The 18,921-nt window shown below is 65.3% G+C and carries 23 protein-coding genes, 1 tRNA gene and 2 pseudogenes; 13 read left to right on the top strand and 13 right to left on the bottom strand.

The features are described 5' to 3' along the window. Nucleotides 1–154 precede the first annotated feature (154 nt). Nucleotides 155–1,516 (top strand): hypothetical protein, encoded by a 1,362-nt coding sequence (locus tag C491_RS04385; protein WP_005554079.1) that lies wholly within the window; start codon nt 155–157, stop codon nt 1,514–1,516. A 298-nt stretch (nt 1,517–1,814) separates the two neighbouring features. Next, complete coding sequence (locus C491_RS04380; RefSeq protein WP_005554078.1) at nt 1,815–3,050, top strand: hypothetical protein; 1,236 nt, start codon at nt 1,815–1,817, stop codon at nt 3,048–3,050. Between the two features lie 96 nt (nt 3,051–3,146). On the opposite strand, the gene C491_RS04375 is transcribed toward C491_RS04380, so the two are convergent. Continuing rightward, complete coding sequence (locus C491_RS04375; RefSeq protein WP_005554077.1) at nt 3,147–3,701, bottom strand: NUDIX hydrolase; 555 nt, start codon at nt 3,699–3,701, stop codon at nt 3,147–3,149. Nucleotides 3,702–3,872: 171 nt separating this feature from the next. Here C491_RS04375 and C491_RS04370 point away from each other — a divergent pair, with 171 nt between their 5' ends. After that, on the top strand, nt 3,873–4,148 hold the full coding sequence (locus C491_RS04370) for a PadR family transcriptional regulator (RefSeq protein ID WP_005554076.1): 276 nt from the start codon (nt 3,873–3,875) through the stop codon (nt 4,146–4,148). Between the two features lie 225 nt (nt 4,149–4,373). On the opposite strand, the gene C491_RS04365 is transcribed toward C491_RS04370, so the two are convergent. Continuing rightward, on the bottom strand, nt 4,374–5,105 hold the full coding sequence (locus C491_RS04365; RefSeq protein ID WP_005554073.1) for a hypothetical protein: 732 nt from the start codon (nt 5,103–5,105) through the stop codon (nt 4,374–4,376). A gap of 112 nt (nt 5,106–5,217) precedes the next feature. Next, nucleotides 5,218–5,436 carry a twin-arginine translocation signal domain-containing protein gene (locus C491_RS04360; RefSeq protein WP_005554070.1) on the bottom strand — a complete coding sequence of 73 codons (219 nt, stop codon included), beginning with the start codon at nt 5,434–5,436 and terminating at the stop codon, nt 5,218–5,220. Between the two features lie 113 nt (nt 5,437–5,549). Between C491_RS04360 and C491_RS04355 the strand changes: the two genes are divergently transcribed. Continuing rightward, nucleotides 5,550–5,939 (top strand): PPOX class F420-dependent oxidoreductase, encoded by a 390-nt coding sequence (locus C491_RS04355; protein WP_005554068.1) that lies wholly within the window; start codon nt 5,550–5,552, stop codon nt 5,937–5,939. Nucleotides 5,940–6,071: 132 nt separating this feature from the next. Here C491_RS04355 and C491_RS04350 read toward each other — a convergent pair. Together C491_RS04350 and trmY are read right to left on the bottom strand one after the other, a co-directional pair. Next, nucleotides 6,072–6,144 (bottom strand) — tRNA-Pro (locus tag C491_RS04350). A 187-nt stretch (nt 6,145–6,331) separates the two neighbouring features. Next, the gene (gene trmY / locus C491_RS04345) at nt 6,332–6,928 is read right to left on the bottom strand and encodes a tRNA (pseudouridine(54)-N(1))-methyltransferase TrmY (RefSeq protein WP_005554066.1); all 597 of its coding nucleotides are present in this window, start codon (nt 6,926–6,928) and stop codon (nt 6,332–6,334) included. Nucleotides 6,929–7,090: 162 nt separating this feature from the next. Here trmY and C491_RS04340 point away from each other — a divergent pair, with 162 nt between their 5' ends. Beyond that, entirely contained in the window at nt 7,091–7,270 is a 180-nt protein-coding gene (locus tag C491_RS04340) for an HVO_A0556 family zinc finger protein (RefSeq protein ID WP_005554065.1), read from the top strand. A 26-nt stretch (nt 7,271–7,296) separates the two neighbouring features. Here C491_RS04340 and C491_RS04335 read toward each other — a convergent pair whose 3' ends face one another. The 3 genes from C491_RS04335 to C491_RS04325 all read right to left on the bottom strand — a co-directional run bounded on the left by C491_RS04335 (nt 7,297) and on the right by C491_RS04325 (nt 9,044). After that, nucleotides 7,297–7,485, bottom strand: coding sequence for a hypothetical protein (locus tag C491_RS04335; RefSeq protein WP_005554063.1), 189 nt, complete (start codon nt 7,483–7,485; stop codon nt 7,297–7,299). A gap of 3 nt (nt 7,486–7,488) precedes the next feature. Beyond that, entirely contained in the window at nt 7,489–7,695 is a 207-nt protein-coding gene (locus C491_RS04330; protein ID WP_005554061.1) for a DUF7511 domain-containing protein, read from the bottom strand. A gap of 239 nt (nt 7,696–7,934) precedes the next feature. Continuing rightward, the gene (locus C491_RS04325) at nt 7,935–9,044 is read right to left on the bottom strand and encodes a S1C family serine protease (RefSeq protein WP_005554060.1); all 1,110 of its coding nucleotides are present in this window, start codon (nt 9,042–9,044) and stop codon (nt 7,935–7,937) included. A gap of 112 nt (nt 9,045–9,156) precedes the next feature. On the opposite strand from C491_RS04325, the gene C491_RS04320 reads away from it, so the two are divergent. Then, on the top strand, nt 9,157–10,533 hold the full coding sequence (locus C491_RS04320; RefSeq protein ID WP_005554058.1) for a tRNA pseudouridine(54/55) synthase Pus10: 1,377 nt from the start codon (nt 9,157–9,159) through the stop codon (nt 10,531–10,533). Nucleotides 10,534–10,623: 90 nt separating this feature from the next. Here the strand turns inward: C491_RS04320 and C491_RS04315 are convergent, their stop codons facing one another. Next, entirely contained in the window at nt 10,624–11,001 is a 378-nt protein-coding gene (locus C491_RS04315) for an SHOCT domain-containing protein (RefSeq protein ID WP_005554057.1), read from the bottom strand. Between the two features lie 204 nt (nt 11,002–11,205). Between C491_RS04315 and rnhB the strand changes: the two genes are divergently transcribed. The 3 genes from rnhB to C491_RS24350 all read left to right on the top strand — a co-directional run bounded on the left by rnhB (nt 11,206) and on the right by C491_RS24350 (nt 13,151). After that, complete coding sequence (gene rnhB, locus C491_RS04310; protein WP_005554056.1) at nt 11,206–11,874, top strand: ribonuclease HII; 669 nt, start codon at nt 11,206–11,208, stop codon at nt 11,872–11,874. Nucleotides 11,875–11,945: 71 nt separating this feature from the next. Further along, entirely contained in the window at nt 11,946–12,956 is a 1,011-nt protein-coding gene (locus C491_RS04305; protein ID WP_005554055.1) for a sodium:calcium antiporter, read from the top strand. Between the two features lie 90 nt (nt 12,957–13,046). Further along, complete coding sequence (locus C491_RS24350) at nt 13,047–13,151, top strand: DUF7563 family protein (protein ID WP_449289265.1); 105 nt, start codon at nt 13,047–13,049, stop codon at nt 13,149–13,151. Between the two features lie 31 nt (nt 13,152–13,182). Here C491_RS24350 and C491_RS04300 read toward each other — a convergent pair whose 3' ends face one another. The 3 genes and pseudogenes from C491_RS04300 to C491_RS24160 form a co-directional block, all read right to left on the bottom strand. After that, nucleotides 13,183–14,805, bottom strand: coding sequence for a preprotein translocase subunit SecD (locus C491_RS04300; protein ID WP_005554054.1), 1,623 nt, complete (start codon nt 14,803–14,805; stop codon nt 13,183–13,185). Next, nucleotides 14,802–15,380, bottom strand: a pseudogene (locus C491_RS24165) (protein translocase subunit SecF); the annotation flags it as partial. The pseudogene C491_RS24165 and the gene C491_RS04300, both read right to left, overlap by 4 nt. Nucleotides 15,381–15,533: 153 nt before the next feature. Continuing rightward, a pseudogene (locus tag C491_RS24160) lies at nt 15,534–15,785 on the bottom strand (protein translocase subunit SecF); the annotation flags it as partial. Nucleotides 15,786–15,933: 148 nt separating this feature from the next. On the opposite strand from C491_RS24160, the gene C491_RS04290 reads away from it, so the two are divergent. After that, nucleotides 15,934–16,278, top strand: coding sequence for a hypothetical protein (locus C491_RS04290; RefSeq protein ID WP_049891459.1), 345 nt, complete (start codon nt 15,934–15,936; stop codon nt 16,276–16,278). Nucleotides 16,279–16,283: 5 nt separating this feature from the next. On the opposite strand, the gene C491_RS04285 is transcribed toward C491_RS04290, so the two are convergent. Continuing rightward, complete coding sequence (locus tag C491_RS04285; RefSeq protein ID WP_005554049.1) at nt 16,284–16,754, bottom strand: DUF5812 family protein; 471 nt, start codon at nt 16,752–16,754, stop codon at nt 16,284–16,286. 180 nt (nt 16,755–16,934) lie between these two features. Here C491_RS04285 and C491_RS04280 point away from each other — a divergent pair, with 180 nt between their 5' ends. The 3 genes from C491_RS04280 (at nt 16,935) to C491_RS04270 (ending at nt 18,913) form a co-directional block, all read left to right on the top strand. After that, on the top strand, nt 16,935–17,345 hold the full coding sequence (locus C491_RS04280) for an ester cyclase (protein WP_005554048.1): 411 nt from the start codon (nt 16,935–16,937) through the stop codon (nt 17,343–17,345). A 31-nt stretch (nt 17,346–17,376) separates the two neighbouring features. Then, on the top strand, nt 17,377–17,556 hold the full coding sequence (locus C491_RS04275; protein WP_049891434.1) for a hypothetical protein: 180 nt from the start codon (nt 17,377–17,379) through the stop codon (nt 17,554–17,556). A gap of 61 nt (nt 17,557–17,617) precedes the next feature. Beyond that, nucleotides 17,618–18,913 (top strand): hypothetical protein, encoded by a 1,296-nt coding sequence (locus C491_RS04270; protein WP_005554047.1) that lies wholly within the window; start codon nt 17,618–17,620, stop codon nt 18,911–18,913. Nucleotides 18,914–18,921: the final 8 nt, after the last annotated feature.

Below are 18,921 nucleotides of genomic sequence, written 5' to 3'. Positions count from 1 at the left end.
GTCTCCGTAGTGTCGCCGCCGATTACGGTCACAAGAAACGAGACGAAGAACGAGAGGTTAGCGACGGTTACACGGTTCTAACTGATCTTTTCTCGACGATAATGGCGTAACAGTCGTCTCGTTTTACTCTCCGGCTGGATGTAGCGTGGTTCGCATGGTTTCACGATCGCAGCAACTCGGCGTCGTCTTCGTTGCTCTGCTGGTCGCTCTGTCGGGGGGTCCTGCCCTCGCCGGAGCGTCCGCAGCCGCGAGCGACGACGCCGGAGACACGAGCGCAACACTCGAGAACGTCCAGGTCGAGAGCCTCGAACTCGACAGCGTCACGGTCGAAGACGCTACCATCGAGGAGCTGAACGTCGAGGAGTTCGACGCTGACACCCAGGAGCTTCAGGACGCACTCGATGAGAACGACGATGCCGCCGACGAGGACGAGGCGGCTGACGACGAGGAGAACGCCGACGACGAAGAGAACGGCGTCGATGACGAGGAGAACGCCAACGACGAGGACGAGATGAACGACGAGGACGCCGACGAGGTGACCCTCACCGACATCGAACTCGAGTCGCTCGAGCTCGAGGACGTCTCGGTCGATGACCTCGAACTCGACGAGGACGAGATGAACGACGTCGACGAGGAGGACAATGGCGTCGATGACGAGGAGGCTGACGAAGCCGACGACGAGGAGGAGAACGACGACGGCATCCTGAACGACGAGGAGAACGACGAAGCTGACGACAACGACGACGGCCTGCTCGAGGACGACAACGACGAGGCCGAAGAGAACGGCCAGGATCTGATCGACGAGGAGGCTGACGAGCTCTCGATCCAGACTCTGACCATCGAGACGATGGACGTCGAGCAGCTCACCATCGACGAGCTAACCGTCGAGGACGACGAGATGAACGACGAAGACGCGGCTGAAGACGAAGAGAACGGTGTCGATGACGAGGAGAACGGCGTCGATGACGAAGAGAACGCGAACGACGACGAGGCCGAGGACGAGGAGAACGCCGACGACGAGGAAATGGATGACGAGGACGCACCCGAGGACGACAACGGTGAAACCCAGGAGATCGACGACCTCACCATCGAACAGTTCGACGTCGAGGAGATGACCATCGACTCGATGACCGCGATGTCGGTCGAGGAAGCTGACGACGAGGACGCGCCCGAGAACGACGAGGACGCGAACGACGAGATGAACGACGACGAGGAGATGGATGACGACGCGGCTGAAGACGACGAGATGAACGACGAGGACGCCGACGAGATGAACGACGACGAGGAGACGGTCAGCCAGGCGTCCGCCTCGTCGATCTCGATCGGTGACGCGACCGTCGACACGCTGACGCTCGGCGACGCCGCGGAGCTCGAGGCGGTCGACGACGAGGAGGAGAACGATAACGGACTGCTCGATGACGATGACGACGAGGAGGATGACGACGGGCTGCTCGACGACGATGACGACGAGGAGGAGAACGACGACGGTCTCCCCTCGATCGCCGCGCTGAGCTAACCGGATTGCACGCGAGATCGACCGATTCCGGTCGGTCGGCGGTGTCGACCGCGGACTGATCGCGATTTCTTTTCGGTGCCGTGAGTAAACGTCCTGTTCCCGCGGAGTGATACCGACCATCGCGTTCAGGATGTCTGAAACCTGACAGGAATGGTTTCGATCGCGAGTCGCCGCCGATCTGGTCGGAGTGAACGACTGATTAGGACGCCGGAGTCGGTCGCTAATTCCGGCTTGTCTCCAGCACGACACCGTAACAGTCGGCTCGTTTTAGCTCGGCTACCGACCACGGTCGGCTCGCATGGTTTCAAACGTACAGAAACTCGGCGTCGTGTTCGTCGCACTGCTGGTCGCGCTTTCGGGGGGTCCCGCCCTCGCCGGCGCGTCAGCGGGCACGAGCGACGACGCCGGAGACGTGAGCGCGACCCTCGAGAACGTCCAGGTCGAGACCCTCGACCTCGAGGAAGTGACGATCGAGGACGCGACGATCGAGGAGCTGAACGTCGACGAACTCGAGTCCGACACCCAGGATCTCGAGGAAGAACTCGAGGAAAACGGTGAAGAGAATCAGGAAGATGAGAACCAGGAGGACGATACTGCTGACACCGAGACCACCGAGGACGTAACGATCTCGGACATCCAGCTCGAGTCGCTGACCCTCGAGGACGTCTCGATCGACGACCTCGAGCTCGAGGAGGACGACGAGGACATGATGGACGATGACGAGATGATGGATGACGAGGACATGATGGACGACGAGGACATGATGGACGATGACGAGATGATGGACGACGAAGAAGCTGACGAGGAGAACGACCTCGCAGATGACGAGACGGACGAAGAGATGAACGATAACGATGAGGCCCCCGAGAACGGGCAGGATCTGATCGACGAGGACGCGAACGAACTCACGATCCAGACCCTGACCATCGAGACGATGGACGTCGAACAAATGACGATCGACGAGCTGACCGTCGAGGATGGCGGGCTCCTCGACGATATCGGTGACTGGTTCGACGGGATCTTCGGCGACGACGAAGAGGAGAACGACGCGGCTGCGGACGAAGACGATGCCGCTGCGGACGAGAACGACGATGTAGCGGATGAAGACGCCGCTCAGGAAGACGAGGAGAACGCCGCCGACGAGGACGAGAACGATGCCGACGAGGACGAGAACGGCGAAACCCAGGAGATCGACGACCTCACCATCGAGCAGTTCGACGTCGAGGAGATCACCTTCGACTCGATGACGATCGAATCGCTCGAGGAAGCCGACGAGGACGAAAACGAGGCCGACGAGGACGAGAACGATGCTGACGAGGAGAACGACGAGGCCACGACCGAAACCGTCTCCCAGGCCTCCGCCTCCACGATCTCGGTCACCGACGCCAACGCTGACACCGTCACGCTCGGGGACGCCCAGGACCTCGAGGAAGTGACCGACGACGAGGCCGAGCCCGACGAAGAGACCGACGACGAGGAGAACGACCTCGAGGACGACGAGGACGAGACGTCCTCGATCGCAGCCCTGCGCTGAACGGTCCGCTCGAGCGATCGAACCGTACCACCGGCCGCGATCGCTCGCGGCCGTCTTTTTTATGGACCAGGCGCCCCGTCTCGCTTCACGAGCTATCTACTCGTCCGCCTCGAACAGCCGGTAGTACGACAGCGCAAGCACCGTCCTGCCGTCGCGGATCTCTCCGGTACGGACCGCCTCCGTGAGCTCCTCGAGGGTCGTCTCGGTCGGACGGATGCTCTCGTTGTGGTCGAGGCGCTGCTCGGCGGCGGGGCGACAGCCGTAGGCGACGAAGAAGTGCATGACCGAGTCGGCGAACCCGTTGGCCGGTTCGACCGTGATTAGCGGCTCGAGTCGCTCGGCCTCGTGGCCGGTTTCCTCGGCCAGTTCGCGCCTGGCCGCGGCCTCGAGGTCGTCGTCCTCGGGTTCGGTGCCGCCGACGGGAAGGCCGAGATTGACCCGCGAGACCGCCTGGCGCCACTCCTCGATGCAGACGACGTCGCCGTCGGGCGTAAACGGTAGGACGCAGACGCTCGCCGGCTCCGAGACGTAGTCGAACTCGGTTTCGGACCCGTCCGGAAGTCGGACGGTTTCGGTGAGCACGTCGAACCCCGGGCAGGAGTACGACGTCCGTTCCTCGAGGGTTTCCCAGGCGAGCGGATCGGTTGGCATAACTCCCGATACGGCAGTCGGCGTAAAAAACGCCCCGTCACGGTTTCGGACTGTGACCGAGTAGCGTGAGCCGAAAGCCGCCTATGTAGTGCGTTCCGGTGGGACGAGCGAACGTACCCGCTCTATAACAAAGCCACAGATCGCTGAAGGTCGTCACTCAGAGGACACTCCATGGACGAACTAACCGGATTCCAGCGCGACTTGCTGTACGTCATTGCGGGCAAGGACCGACCGTCGGGACAGGAAATCCTCGACGACATCAACCAGTATATCGACCAGCCGGTGACACACGGCCGACTGTACCCGAATCTCGACGCGCTCGTCGAGAAGGAGCTCATCGAGAAGGGCCAGCTCGACCGGCGGACGAACTACTACGCGCTGACGCCGAAAGGTCGACGCGAACTCCAGCAGCGCCAGGAGTGGGTCAGTCGATACGTCGACGTCTGAGGGCGTTCCGTTTGTTCCGTCACCCGCCGGAGAGCGACGGCCTCGAGCGGTTCGTCCGTGACGGCTTTCCCCTCTCGAGGCCGGAACGAACGGTCTACGATCGGTCGTCCGAGCACGGACACAGGTACCGTTCCCAGCCGGCACCAGGCGGAGTCCGTAGGGGTCGTCCTCGAGCAGGCGGAGAACGGAGTCCCTACAGTCGTTGTCTGTACCCGTAGGCAGCGCCTACGTCGTCGTCTCGAATGAAACGCGGGAGAGGTCCGCCTCGAGGTCGGCGACGTCCTCGTTGAACGAGGAGACGAACGCGCCGACGTCGCCGACGAGCCGACGAACCTCTGGGGCCGGTGCGGGGCCATACTGTGAGAGCAGGTAGGTGCCATCCGATCCGCCGACTCGCAGGTACGAAACCGCGTCGCCGTCCCACTTCAGCTCCCAGCGGGTGCCCGACACCGTCGTCCGATAGGTGCCGTACTCCCCGTCGTAGCGGTGGAGCTGCTGGGCCATCGCGGTCGCGACCTCCCGGATTCGCTCGAGGATGCGGTCACGCTCGGCGGCCAGCTCCGCCGCGCTGGCGACCGCGGGGAGCTCCGTCGCCGCGTCGTCGAACAGCCCCTCGAACGACTCGATGTGGTCGTTGAAGACCTCGACGAACGCGTCGTAGTCCTCGAGCGCCCGCTCGAACGGGCCCGGTTCGGGTGGCTGTTTGCTCGAGACGACGTAGATCTCGGAGCCCGAACTCGGCTCGTATCGCAGGTACTGGACGTCGCCGGCCTCGTACTTCAACGTCCAGTCTCCGTCGTCGGTCTCGAAGGTCCGCTGGCCGTAGTCTCCGCCCTGTAGAACCGCCAACTCACGGGCCATCTCGCCGGCGTGAGTTCGTACGCGGGCTGCAACATCGTCGCGTCGCTTTGCGACGTCGTCCGCGGAGGCGACGTCACTGTCGAGTCCGTCGGTCATCGTCAGTTCGAGGCGCTCGAATCCAGTAACGGTTTGGATTCGGAGTAGCTACTCCCGTCGCTCGAGTCGATCCGAGAGTCAACAGAAACCGCCTCGAGGTAGCGTCGCGGGGTTACTCCTCGTCGTCCTCGTCGGCCTCCTGGCCGTTCCCGGTCCCCTCCTCGGCTTCGGCCTGGTCGTCCTCGCCGCCGTCGATCCCGCCGTCCTCGTCCTCTTCCGTGGGATCTTCCGGAGCCCCTTCATCGTCTTCGTCGTCGCCACAGCCGGCGATCAGTGCGGTCGCCATTGTCGCGCCGCCGACCTGCAGCAGTCGTCGTCGGGTCTGGTCCATACCCGTAGGTCTCGTTCGACCACCATACGCCGCTCCCCGGCATTCGCGTGCTCGCTCGAGCGAGCACGCCAGTGAGAGACAGCACCAAGAAGTCGGCGAGCGTGTCCCAAACCATGGTCCCGATCCCCGAGGAGTACCACGACCTGTTCGAGAAACCGACGTTCGCTCACGTCGGAACCCTAACCGCCGATGGCGCGCCCCACATTACGCCGGTCTGGATCGACTACGATCCCGAGGCAAAGCGACTGCTGGTCAACACTGAGCGCGGCCGCCAGAAGGAGCGCAACGCGCGGGCGAACCCCGTCGTCGGGGTCAGCATGACCGACCCGGACGATCCGTACCGGTACCTGTCGGTCGTCGGTGAGGTCGAAGAACTGCAGACGGACGGCGCTCGAGCCCACATCGACGAGCTTTCGCAGCGGTATCTGGACGTCGAGGAGTATCCGAACCCGGTCGAAACCGAGCGGGTGATAGTTCGGATTCGGCCCGATCGAGTCCTCTGATAGTTCGCGAGACGGTCGCGCTGCGACAGATCCGCGTTACCGTGCGTCTCCCGTTCGGTTGACTCTGTTTCGGTCTGGCTCCCTATCGCAGACTCGTCGCTCCGCTTCTCGTTGTTGTGGTGCGGGAGAAAGTGGGCCGGCGCGAATTCGAATCGCGGTTACGGCCACCCGAAGGCCGAAGGATACCAAGCTACCCCACCGGCCCGCAGATAAAGTGTGGATAGCCGCTCGTTTAACCCTTCCGAAAACGGCTCTCGGACCGGCTGACGGCAGCTCTCGACCGTCGGTACCTGCCTCGAGCTCGGCGCCTTCTGCCCCGCTCGAGCGAAACGACTCCCGTTATACACCGCCGAAATCGTGGCACTTGTTAGCAACCAACCTCTAACAACTACCTAAACGCGCTCGTAGCCGTCGGTGTCGAGGAAGTGATGGGCTACCGTGATCGCCTGGTCGGCGTGGAGGAGTTCGGGGCCGAGCCGGAGTCGTCGGTCGGCCGCGGTCTCGAGTAGCCCGGCCTCCTCGGGGGTGAAGTCCCGGTGGTCCGAGAGCACGAAGACCGGATCCTCGAGCGTTTCCGCTGCGGTAACGGGCTCCCCGTCCTCGTGGAGCTGGACGACGGTGCCCTCGTCGGCGACGATCTCGAGGGTATCCTCGAACCCGCGGCGGTAGAGCTCGACCCCGGGGCTGGGTTCGGCCGGCATCGCACCGATTGCTTCCTCGCGGTGTTCGAGTGCCTTCCGGACCAGCGCGGCGGTGCTTCGCTCGTCGGGGTTTAGCCGCCGAAGCTCGCTTCCGTCGAAGGTGATCGTGAACTCGTCGCCCGCGACGAGGTGGACTCGGACGTCCTCGCGGATCCCGTGGGAGGTGACGAACGCCGATGTGATCGACCGACAGAGCGCGTCGAGTCGACCGGCTCCGCCCGCGAGATCGTCCAGCGAGAACGACGGCTCGGTCGGGACTTCGTGACCGATGAGTACGAACTGGCGCATACCGATACGACGCCAGCGGCGGGGATAGGGGCGACGATTTCGGATCGCACTCGGTCGGAACAACTTCTTTGCGACTTTCTTCCACACAATAATTTCACCAACCCGTTCATTGCATACACAGGGCGAACGGTTTCACGTCAGTCAGGCGGCAGTGGGTGTGGTATGTCGAAACCGCAGTCCACCGCCGGGCAGCGACGGAACGTACTCGCTATCCTCGAGGGACGACCCTGTCCGGTCTGTGAGGACGGCGAACTCGAACGCGAGGAGTACAAGGACAACGCGGCCGCAGTCTGTGACGACTGCGGCACGCCGCAGGCACAGGTCTGGCAGCCTTCGGAATAAACGGAGCGTCAGCGGGGATCGACCGGTCACCGGGTTCGGGAGCCGTCGTAGCCGTGCCCGACGATCAGGGCGAGCGCGTGAACGGCGAGCAGGCCGAACAGCAGCGTCAGTGCCTGCGCCGAATCGATGCCGGCGACAAACACCGGCAGGTAGACGACCGGGAGGAGGGTCCCGATCCAGAACCCGATTGCGGTGACGGTGCTCCAGGCGTACATGGCTCAGCGCATCGACTCGAGCCTGACGAACGCGTCGTCGTAGGCCGCGATCCAGTTGGTCATCAGCTCCATCTCGGTCGCGTCCCGCGGAAACATCGCACACTCGTTGGGACCGTCGTTGTTCTGGATCGTGACGCTGTCGAGTTCGAGATGTACGTCTACGGAAGGAGTCTGCCCGGCGTCGGGGTCGGTTGTGTTGGTGCTGGTCATAGGGAACAGGCGGCCATCGCGCCACTGCCGACTACGCCGAAGCCCACTATTGTTATCGAGGATTTAACTGACCGAGCTGTCGCGGTAGCGTTCCTCTCGGACGCTTTTCAGGACCCTTAATCAGTTGTAAAAGACTGTACTAAAATCGAGAATGTATTGCATCGATACCGGTTACTCTCGCTGTCGACAACCGGTATCGTCGACCCTACGGACGGCGTTCGGTCCGATACTCGTTCCCTTCAGTCGTCGGTCGGTCGCACCCCGAGCGTCAGGTCGACGGTGCTGACCTCGCCGTCGCGACGAAGCTCGACCGCGACGGTATCGCCGGGGCTGGTCTCGAGCGCGAGGACCGTCGAGAGCGCGTGACGGTCCGGGATCGGTTCCCCGTCGATCGAGAGGATGACGTCACCGCCGACCGGTACGGGTTCGCCGCCGCGCTCGACGGTTCGCTCTGCCCCTCGGAGAGCGCCGAGTGCTGGCTCCTGAAGCGTCTCGGTGACGATGACACCCGTCGCCTGCTCGAGGTCGTTCTCCTCGGCGATCAGTCGGTCGACGGTCGCGAGCGCGATTCCGAGGAACGGGTGGTCGTACTCGCCTTCTTCGATGAGCGCGGGGACGACCCGTCGGGAGAGCGCGGCCGAGATCGCGAAGCCAATGTTGTCGCCGCCGCCGGCGTTGACGACGCCGACGACGTTCCCGTCGAGGTCGACCAGCGGCCCGCCGCTGTTGCCGGGGTTGACTGCCGCGTCGGTCTGGACAGCGTTCGGGAACGTGAACTCGCCGTGGGGTGCCGGAACGGTTCGATCGACCCCGCTGACGATCCCCGACGACATCGAGCCTTCGAGGCCGTAGGGGTTGCCGATCGCGAGCACCTCCTGGCCGACGACGGGTCGTTCCTCGGCCAGCCCCAGCGGGGTCGCGCCGTCCGGAACGTGGTCGGCTTCGAGGACCGCGAGATCGCTCTGGCGGTCGCTGCCCAGCAACCGGGTACCCGACCAGTCGCCGTTGATGTACTGGAGGTCGACCTCCTCCGCGCCGGCGACGACGTGCTCGTTCGTAACGATGTACTCGCCGTCGACGACGAACCCCGATCCCTGCCCCCGGCCCTCCTCCTCGGTGTACGGATCCTCGATCCCGAACACACGGATCTGGGTCACCGAGTCGATGATCGTCTCGTAGACGTCGGTGTAGGTCGACCCGTCCGCGCGGTTCTCCCGGTCGATCCCGCTCGAGGAGTCCCCCTCGATCGAGCTCTCGGTCCGCGGTTCGGCACAGCCGGCGATCAGGCCGGCGAGCCCGACGCCCGCACCCGCGAGAACGCCGCGGCGGCTCGGTCGATACTGGTCCATACCGACGGGTTGTACCGGACGTATTTGAACCTCGTGGGACAGTCCGACACGGTGACCCGCTGTAGGCGTCGAATGGAAAACGTGTTACCCGCGGCTACCCGAGTGGGCGCATATGAGTACCGAGGACGCCCGCGCGCTGCTCGCGACGGGATCGGTCTGTGACTCCTGTCTCGGCCGGCCGTTCGCCGAGCGGAGCTTCGGGCTAACTAACGCCGAGCGGGGTCGGGCGCTGCGGACGACGATCGCGATCGAGGACGACGACGATTTCGAGCCCGTCGATCCCGATGCGTGCTGGGTCTGTGAGGGCTACTGCGCAACCTTCGACGCGATCGCGGAGACGATCGTCGGCGAACTCGAGGGCGTCGACTTTGCCACCTACCAGGTCGGCACTCGAGTTCCACCGCTGGTCGAGGAGAACGAACGGCTGTTCCGCGAGGACGCCAGCCTCGAGCCCGACGTCGGCGAGTCGATGAAACGCGAGATGAACCGCGAGGTCGGTCGCCGCGTCGGATCGAAGACGGGCACCGAGGTCGACTTCGACCGGCCGGACGTGCTCGCGGTCGTCGACCTCGAGGCGTTCGACCCTCTCGAGTTCGACGCGGACGACGCCGTCACGAGCCACGCGGTCGACGTCCAGATCAACCCCGCGTTCGTCTACGGCCGTTACCGCAAGCTCGAGCGGGATATCCCCCAGACGGAGTGGCCCTGCCGGGAGTGTGGCGGCAGCGGGATCCAGCTGGGCGACGACGGCGAGGAGCCCTGTGACTACTGTGGCGGCTCGGGCTACATGTACGACACCAGCGTCGAGCAGGTCGTCCGCCCCCACGTCGTCGAAGCGATGGACGGCGAGGAGGGCACCTTCCACGGCGCCGGCCGCGAGGACGTCGACGCCCGGATGCTCGAGGAGGGGCGGCCGTTCGTGCTCGAGGTCAAGCGACCCCGATTTCGGGAGCCGGACCCCGCCGACCTCGAGCGCGAGATCAACGACGCAGCCGAGGGCGCGGTGGAGGTCGAGGGGCTGCGACTCGCGACCTACGAGATGGTCGAACGGGTGAAAGAACACGACGCGAGCAAGCGCTACCGCGCGGACGTCGAATTTTCCAGCGCGATCGACGAGGACGCGTTCGAGACCGCACTCGAGGAGCTCTCGGGAACCACCGTCGAGCAGTACACCCCCCAGCGCGTCGATCACCGTCGCGCGGGACTGACTCGCGAGCGCACCGTCTACGAAATCGATGGGGATCTCGAATCGCCCACGAACGCGGAGGTTCGCCTCCACGGTGCGGGCGGGCTCTACGTGAAGGAACTCATCAGCAGCGACGAGGGGCGTACGGAGCCGAGTCTCGCGGGGTTGCTCGAGACCGAGGCCGAGGTGACGGCGCTGGACGTCACCGGCGTCGAGGGCGAGGACGAACCGTTCGAACTCGAGGAGTACTTCCGGGACGAACCGAGCGAGACACGGGAGCAGCCGTCCGAGACAGCCGACTGAGGAAAGTGCCGTCCCGCAGTGAATCCCGAGTCGCGAACGTGCTCGCGGGACGGAGTCCACTGGCGTCGACGTTCGGTTGGTGAGAACGGGTCAGCGAACGTCCTCCGTCGGCTCGGGGTCGCGATCCATGTTCGCCAGTTCCGTCGGTTTGGGTTTGGCTCCCGGTCGCGTCTCCGGGCGGGACGGCGGCGACGGCTCGACGTCCGTCCGTTCCGACGCGGAATCGGCGTCGAGAATCGCCTGTAGGCGGCGCTCAAACTCCTCCTGGTCGAGTTCTCCGTTCGCGTACCGTCGTTTCAGCATCTCGTAGGCGTCGCCCTCCGCCGAACGCGTGTCGTTGGACCTCGACTCGGTCTCGAGTCGCTCGGCCATTTCTTCGCCCCACCATCGCTCGACGGTTGCCGCGTCTCCGAACAGCAAGACGAGCATCGGAACGAGGATCACGCCGAGGACGCCGAGCGCGATCAACGGTGTGCTGCCGAGGAGGCCGCCGACGATCAGGGCGCCGATCGGCGGAAAAAAAGGACGGATGGGAACAGTCGGACGCGCTCGACGAGATCGGTACCGCTCATATCGTTGCGTACGACGACTCGAGACAAAAACCATTGGACCGTCGACAGCTCCGTCGCGACTTCCACAACGATTTTCTCGCTTCCGGCCGACCCCCGAGCCATGCCATTCGGCGTCGACGAGGCCGGAAAGGGTCCCGCACTGGGATCGATGTTCGCTGCGGCCGTCCACGTCGCGGACCCCGACGCGCTCCCGGAGGGAATCGCGGACTCGAAGCGTCTTGTGCCCGAGCGCCGCGAGGAGCTGGCGGCGACCCTGCGCGAGGACGATCGGATCGCCGTCGGCGTCAGCGAGATCACGCCGTCCCTGATCGACAACCCCGAGACCGACATGAACTCGCTGGCGGTCAGGGCCCACGCCGAGGCGATCGAAGAGATGCTCGAGGCCGTCGACGTTTCCGCCGATTCGTCGGCGCCGGGGCTCTGTGACGCCTGCGACACCGACGCCGATCGCTTCGCCCGCCGGGTCGCCGACGCCTGCGAGCCCGAGTACGAACTCGAGATCGAAGCCGAACACGGCGCCGACGACCAGGACCCGATCGTCGGCGCGGCCAGCGTCGTCGCCAAGGTCGAACGCGACGCCTCGATGGCCGCGCTGGCCGACGAGTACGGCCCCGTCGGCAGCGGCTACCCGAGCGACCCGACCACGCGGGCGTTCCTCGAGTCCTACGTTGCCGACCACGACTCGCTCCCGCCGTTCGCCCGCGAGTCGTGGTCGACCTGCGCGGACGTCCTCGCCGACGCCGAGCAGACGGGCCTCGAACAGTTCTGATGAACCGATCCCTGTCGGCTTCATGTCGCCGTTTTATGCGCGGTCCCGACCTACGTCGTAGCTGATACGTCGTGCTCGAGATCGTCTGGTTACTCGTCCTCGCGGCCGTCGCGACGGGCGTCGTCTGGAAGGGAAGCGTCTGGCTCGAGGACGCGGCCGATCGGATCGCCGTCGGCTACGGCGTCCCGCCGGTCGTCCAGGGGGCCGTGATCGCCGCGGTCGGCTCGAGCATGCCCGAACTGGTGAGCGTGCTGCTCGCGACCCTGGTCCACGGCGAGTTCGAGCTCGGCGTCGGTGCGATCGTCGGCTCGGCCGTCTTCAACCTGCTCGTCATTCCGGGACTCGCCGTACTGGTCGGCGCCGGAGAGATGGAGACGAGCCGAAAGCTCGTCTACAAGGAGGCGCTGTTCTACATGCTCGCGGTCGCCGTGCTCCTGTTGACGTTCTCGCTTGCGGTGATCTACTACCCCCTCGAGGGGGCCGGACTGCAGGGCGAGGTCACGCGGTGGCTCGCGCTGTTCCCGCTCGGGCTGTACGGGCTCTACGTGTTCACCCAGTACCTCGACGCGACCGAGGACGAACTCGAGGCCGACCCGTCGGTGAACCTCCTGGGAACCTGGCTCTGGTTCGGTGCCGGGCTGGTCGTCATCGTCGTCGGCGTCGAGGGACTCGTCCGAGCCGCGATCGGCCTCGGCGACGCCTTCGGCACCCCCGCGTTCCTCTGGGGGATGATCGTTGTCGCCGCGGGCTCGAGCGTCCCCGACGTCTTCGTCAGCGTCGCCGCGGCCCGCGCGAATCGGCCGTCGGTCAGCCTCGCGAACGTACTGGGGAGCAACGTCTTCGACCTGCTGGTCGCGGTTCCAGCCGGCGTACTCGTCGCCGGCTCGCTTGCGATCACGTTCGCCCACATCGTCCCGATGATGGCGTTTCTCGTCCTCGCGACGGTCGTCTTCTTCGCAATCGCCCGGACCGACATGCTGCTCTCCGAGCGGGAGGCCTGGCTGTTGCTCGGCTCGTACGGGGTGTTCGTCGTCTGGCTCGTCCTCGAGAGCGTCGGCGTTTTGAACATCGTTCCGACGTAGACTCGGTGTGACGTGGTCTCGAGCGAACCGAATTGCAGTGGCAGGGAGGGGCCTCTTACCCGTAGGGACGTTTCGTTCGCCGGTACAACGATGCCGATCTGCACACACTGTGACGACCCCGTATCGTTCGATTTCGTGCGTGCCCACGGCGACGGCGACCGCGTCGACTGGTGTCCGCGCTGTCGCGACGACTGAGCAAAAGAAGGCGGCGAGCGGTCGACTCGAGCTACTTGTCCGTCAGCAGGCGCTGAAGGATGTCACCGTAGGCGGGCCGGGTGATGAGCACGCCGATCAGCACGCCGAGGATGGTGATGATGGCAAAGCCGCGCAGGTCGCCGAGGCTCAACACGGCCAGCGGCGACAGCGCGATGATCGTCGTCGCGGCAGCGGCGCCGATGATCCAGAACGCCTTGCGGAACCGCGACTCGAACACCCGCTGGGAGCTGACGTCGCCTTCGTCCATCACCTCGTCGGCGATGATGATGAGGTCGTCCACCCCCGTCCCGACGACGGCGATGAACCCGGCGACGTGAGAGAGGTCCAGCGGCATGCGTATCAGCGCCGCAAAGCCCAGCAGGATGATCACCTCTGCGAGCGCCGTGAGGATCATCGGTGCGGCGACGCGGCGATCGTTGTAGCGCAGGTAGACCATCCCGCTGACCGTCAGTATGGAGAGGACGCCGATCAGCAGCGAGTAGGTCTTGAACTGATCCGCGAGTGCGGGCTCGAGCGAGAACGTCTGTTCCTGCTCGAAGTCCAGCGGGGCGGTCAGGGCACCCGACTGGAGGTTGACCGCGAGGTTGTGGGCGTCCTGCTGGGTCGGCACGATCATCTGGAAGACGGGATCGTTCACCCAGTTGCCCGAAGCCATGCTCTCGCCCAGATCGGGACTCATGCTGTGGGCGTCGACGACTTCGCCGTCGACCTCGGTGAGCAGACACCACTGCGGGGCGTCGGGATCGAAGTCGAACTCGCCGGTTTCGCGGTCGTGGACGGCGCACTGGCCGACCCCTTCACCGGTGAAGCCGTACTCGTTCATCGACTCCTGGTAGTCGGCGGCGGGACTGGAGCCGTCTCCGTCCTCGGCGTCGTCGACGGTGACGGGAACGTAGTGGTACCCTTCCTGGTCGTTGTACGACGCCGAGCCGACGCTGGCGAACTCCTCGCCCTGGAGGACCGTCTCGTTGGTCTGGTTCCCGTCCTCCTCGGGGTAGTAGGCGACGATCTGGACGTCTCCACGCTCGGTGAGCATCTCGCGCAGTTCCGCGGGGCTCATGCCGGGCACCTCGGTGACGATGTAGTAGCCGTCGCCGACGGTCGCCTCCTGGTAGGCGGTGCCGCCCGAGAGCCCCGCCTCGTTGATCCGCAGTTCGATCGTCTGGATAATCTCGTCGCGGGTCTGCTGGGTGACCTCGTCGTTGACGTCACCCTCGTCGACGTCGACACCGGCCTCCTGTAAGGCGGCGGCGAACTCCGCGGCGGTGACCTCTTCGGCGAACACCTCGGCGGTGAAGCGGTTGTCGTCCTCGTGGTAGCGGACGATCGCGTCGGCGGCGTCGACCCCGAGTTCGTCCTGGAGCGTCGACTCGACCTCGCGTTCCTGCTCCGGCTCGATGTCGATGTCGGCGCTCATACCGACCGGCGGCGCACTAATTCGGGTCCCGCCGTCTAAACCGAGGCCATACTCGAGGTTCGTCGGCCCCTCGTCGAGCTCCTCGTCTTCCTCCTCGACGAGGGTGTCGTCGTCCATCACCCCACCGGGGACGAACAGCGCGACGAGCGCGACGCTGACGAACAGCACCAGCAGGAGGATCCGCCAGTACTCCTTGACGAACGCGATCGGGTTCATCGCGCCACCCCGTGGAACATGTACCACCGAAGCAGGCTCAGGTTCAGCATGTACGTGTTCATCAGGTCCGCGGCGAGGCCGACGAAGAGGATGATGCCGATCGACGACAGCAACTCGACGCCGAACAGCCATGCGGCGATCCCCATCACGAGCATCGCCATCATCGACGTGACGGTCATCGTCACCCCGGTTCGCATCGCCCGGTGGGTGCTCTCGTAGAAGTCACCGCCCCGACGCAGGACGTGGTTGTTCAACAGGATGTCCGAGTCGACGGAGTACCCGATCAGCATCAACAGCGCGGCGACCGTCCCCAGCGAGAGCGGGATGCCGACGATCGACATGAACGCCAGCGGAATCACGATGTCCGAAAACGCCGAGACGACGATCGCGATCGAGGGAACGAACGTTCGAAACAGGATGAACGCGAGCACGCTCATCCCGAGGAAGGCAACGGCGATGCCGAGCAGCGCGGTCTGCTGGGTCTGCTCGCCGAAGCTCGCCGACGTCGAGGACACCTGCTGGATGATCGCGGCGTCACCGTCTTGCTGGAGGTTTGCCTCGGCTTGATCGCTCAACCCCTCCTGGTCGGTCGATGTGAACTGGACGATGTAGTGGTTTTCCTCCGAGGCGACCGACTGGATGGATTCGGGCTCCTCGTCGAACGCCTCCGGAATCTCNAACCCCTCCTGGTCGGTCGATGTGAACTGGACGATGTAGTGGTTTTCCTCCGAGGCGACCGACTGGATGGATTCGGGCTCCTCGTCGAACGCCTCCGGAATCTCACCCTCCGATGCGGTCGTCTGGACCGTCAGCTCCGTTCCGCCGGCGAAGTCCATCCCGAGCTGGACCGGCGTTCCGAACAGCAGAAACGACCCGACGAGAACGAGCAGTGCGACCCCAAGAACCGCGAGCGGCACCGCCGCCAACTGGCGGTCGCTGTACCGGGTGTAATCGATCTCCGGTACGTCGAAATACCCCATATACCACCCACCTGGCAGTCGGGCCGTGTAAGCCTTCCTAATTTCTGCGCCAATCTCCTGTGAGAATAATCGAGAGTTCGACGACGAGCTAAAACCGCTCGAGCCCGTAGGCGGGAGTATGACCCCAGAGACTCCCAAATCGTCGACGATGATCGAGGACCCGTCCGACGCCGCCCGGGACGCCTTCGCCGAGCGAGTCGTCGTCTCCTACCCCGCGGATCTCTCCGAGTGGGGTCGGTTTCAGGTCGAGAAACCCTCGTTTCGGGCGTTCCTTCGCAAGACCCGCGACACCGCAGAGGCGGGCGACATCTGGGAGGAGTTCGTCGGCGTCGGGTGCTGTGGTAACACGCTCGACGTCCCGCTGCGGGTCGAGGCCGTCGAGGGCGGCTCGCGGATCGTCGACGACACCGAGATCGAGTACGACGTCCGCGACGCCTGTGGTATTCAGGGGAGCTGGCGCGTCCAGAGCAAGGGCGGCCCGAGCCACGGGTAGCGAGTTCAATCTGGCAGGTACCGAACGCTCAACACGCCGTCGTCGGCCGACCGACGCACCTCGACGCGGACCGCCTCGAGCCGCGCGGCCCGGGCGACCGTCTCCTCGTCCTCGAGGACGTCCTGCGCTGCAGCTTCGATCTCCGACTCGAGGTTGAAGACGTGGATCTCGCCCGTTCCGGCCCGTTCCTCCTGGATCAGTTCACCGACCTCGGCGTCGGCCGCAAGCTCTTTCTCGTGAGTGGTCGGCTCGAGGTCGCTGTCGACCAGCTCGATCGTCCGCCGATCGGCGACGTCGACGACCTCCCAGGCGACCTCCAGTGGCGGTTCGGGCGCGACGGTGGCCTCGAGGACGTCGTGGACCTCGAGGCCGGGGTTCGACGAAAGGGTGTGTACCTGTGCGGTCTCGACGTCGCGGACGACGGCCGACTCCGCTTCGGCGTGCGTGACGACGTACGTGCCCGTCTGTTCGGTCATACGGGCTCGTAGGCGCGTGGCGGGTTTTGGGGTTTCGGATCGGAGCGAGTCCGTCGCTCGTCAGGGAGAGCACACCCTGACGTGACGCGCTCACCGACTGACCCTCGCCCACGTCGTGGCACTCGGTCACAAGGTGACGCTATGATTTCGGGTTTCGTAGCGAACACGGGTGAACGAACCATGTCAGAAGCCACGACCCAAGACGCGGAACGGCTCCTCGAGCGGTACGATGAACTGTGGAGCGGCGACCACTCGAAACTGGACGTCGTCGCCGAGTCGATCTCGTTCTACTCCCCGCTCGACGAGGTTCACGGACGGGACGCCCTCGAGGAGTTCCTCCACGAACAGGAGTCCGCCTTTCCGGACGGAACGGTGGAGACGGACGCAGCGCTCGTCGGCGACGAGATGATCATGCACGAGTTTACGTGGACCGGAACGCACGAAGCGGCGTTCGACGGCGTAGAACCGACGGGCCGGACGGTCGAAGTTGCGGGGATGGCGACACTGACGGTCAACGACGGACGGATCGTCGAGGATCGCACCTACTTCGATTCGGAAGCGCTACTCGCCCAACTCGGCGCTACCGAGTAGACGGCCATCGTCGGGCCACGTTGCGTCCGCCGTGGCGGAGCGAGAGCGGGACGGCGCGACCGCGTTCGCCGTCGACGACGCGTGGCTGGCGTGCGAACGGAACCGGCGGGACGGGGTGACCGATGAGCCACCGTACGGAACCTGGCGATACGTGTTCGTCCTGCTGGCGCTGGCGCCGATCGCGGTCTCCGCTCTCCTGCTGTTCGCCTGAGGCTCGTCGACCGCTACCGCGTGACGGAACGCCTTTACCGCAGGCGGGTGCCCTCACCAGCATGGACGTCGACATCGGCAACGCGCTCGCGTCGGTCGCTTCGCCGGGCGTCTCTCGAGACTCGCTCGAGCGCCTGGACGAGCAGGTCGCCGACGCACACGAACGCATCGAGGACGGGATGGCAAACGGGGAACACGGCTACGAGGCGCTGAACCTCCCCGATCGAACCGATCCCGACGAGATCCGACGAGCCGTCGAGCCCGTCGCCGACGCCGAGGCCCTCGTGACCGTCGGTATCGGCGGCAGCGCGCTGGGCGCGGCGACGATCACCGAGGCGCTCGACTCCGACACCAAGACCGTCTACCTCGACAACGTCGACCCCGCGTGGGTTACGGCGGAGCTCGAGCGACTCCCCCTCGAGAACACCGCGATCAACGTCGTCTCCCGGTCGGGGACGACCGCGGAGACGCTGGCGAACTTCCTTGTCGTCCGGGAGGCCTTCGAGGACGCGGGCGTCGACTGGACCGAGCGAACGATCGTGACGACGGGCGAGTCGGGCCCCCTCCGCGATCTCTCGGAGCGCCACGACCTGCCGTCGCTGAAAGTTCCAGACGGGGTTCCGGGTCGCTTCTCGGCGCTCTCGGCCGTCGGGATGGTCGCCGCCGCGGTCTGTGGTCACGATCTCGAGGCCCTCCTCGAGGGGGCCACAGCCGAGGCCGACACCCTGTCGGGCTCGCTGTTCGACTGCCCGGCCTACGCCTACGGGGCGACCAGCTACGCGCTGGACGCCCGCGGCGCGGGGATGAACGCGATGGTCCCCTACGCTGAATCGCTCGAGACGTACTCCGAATGGTTCGCCCAGCTGTGGGCCGAGAGTCTCGGGAAGGATGACCTCGGGCAGACGCCCCTGCGGGCGCTGGGCGTAACGGACCAACACTCCCAGCTCCAGCTCTACCGCGCGGGGCCGCGGGACAAGGTGGTCACGTTCGTCACGCCTCGAGAGGCCGACGATCGGGCGATCCCCGACACCGAGGTCGACGATCTCGCCTACCTCGGCGACGCGACGCTCGGCGAGTTGCTCGACGCGGAGTTCGAGGCGACGGAGGCCAGCCTCGCTGCAGCGGGGCGACCGAACGTCCGGATTGAACTCGAGCGGGTCGACGAGTACGAGCTCGGCGGCTTGCTGTACGGGATGGAGGCGGCCTGCGTGCTCGCGGGCGAACTCTACGGCGTCAACACGTTCGAACAGCCCGCCGTGGAGTGGGCGAAGAAGGCGACCCGCGGCCTGCTCGGCGGCGGCGAGTTCGAGGAGGCCGACGCCGTCGCGGAGAAGACCGAGCTCCGCGTGGAGCGGTAACCCTGACC

It is taken from the genome of Natronococcus amylolyticus DSM 10524, from assembly GCF_000337675.1.
Lineage (GTDB): Archaea > Halobacteriota > Halobacteria > Halobacteriales > Natrialbaceae > Natronococcus > Natronococcus amylolyticus.
The sequence above is the reverse complement of the archived record's forward strand: the minus strand, read 5'-3'. Positions and strand labels throughout refer to the sequence as shown.